The sequence below is a fragment of the Streptomyces litchfieldiae genome (assembly GCF_031845365.1).
GTDB lineage: Bacteria > Actinomycetota > Actinomycetes > Streptomycetales > Streptomycetaceae > Streptomyces > Streptomyces litchfieldiae.
The window spans coordinates 1-470 of the sequence record NZ_JAVREL010000093.1; the positions used below are offsets into that span (position 1 = coordinate 1).

The window sequence follows — 470 nt, forward strand, 5'->3', positions numbered from 1 at the left end:
CCTGCGGGCAGAATCCGAAGAAAGGAACGGCTTTTCGTGAAGAAGAATCGACGCGCGGCCAAATGGCTGGTCGCGCTCAGCGCGATGGTGTTGATGATGACCACGCTGGCATGTTCGCCGTTGTCACAGGAGAAGTCCGGTCAATCCGGGTCTGGAGAACTGACCCCCGAGGAAGCCAAGGCCATCGCCATGGATGCGTACGTCTACGGCTACTCGCTCGTCACGATCGAGATGACACGGCGGGTCATGACCAACGTGGAAAAGGTCGACGGTCCACGCGCTCCGATGGGGCAGCTGATGCGGATGCGCGAGTACCCCAACGCGCAGTTCCGCGACGTGACGGCACCCAACGCCGACACGTTGTACACCAACGGATTCATCGACGTCAAAGACGAGCCGTGGGTGCTTAGCCTGCCTGAGGCGCACGACCGCTACTACCTGTTCCCGATGCTCGACGGCTACACCAACGT

General features: G+C 60.9%; 1 protein-coding gene. It reads left to right on the top strand.

The features are described from left to right. Window positions 1-36 precede the first annotated feature (36 nt). Window positions 37-470 (top strand): DUF1254 domain-containing protein (locus RM590_RS35535; protein WP_311708946.1); only part of this gene is annotated, 434 nt, incomplete at its 3' end.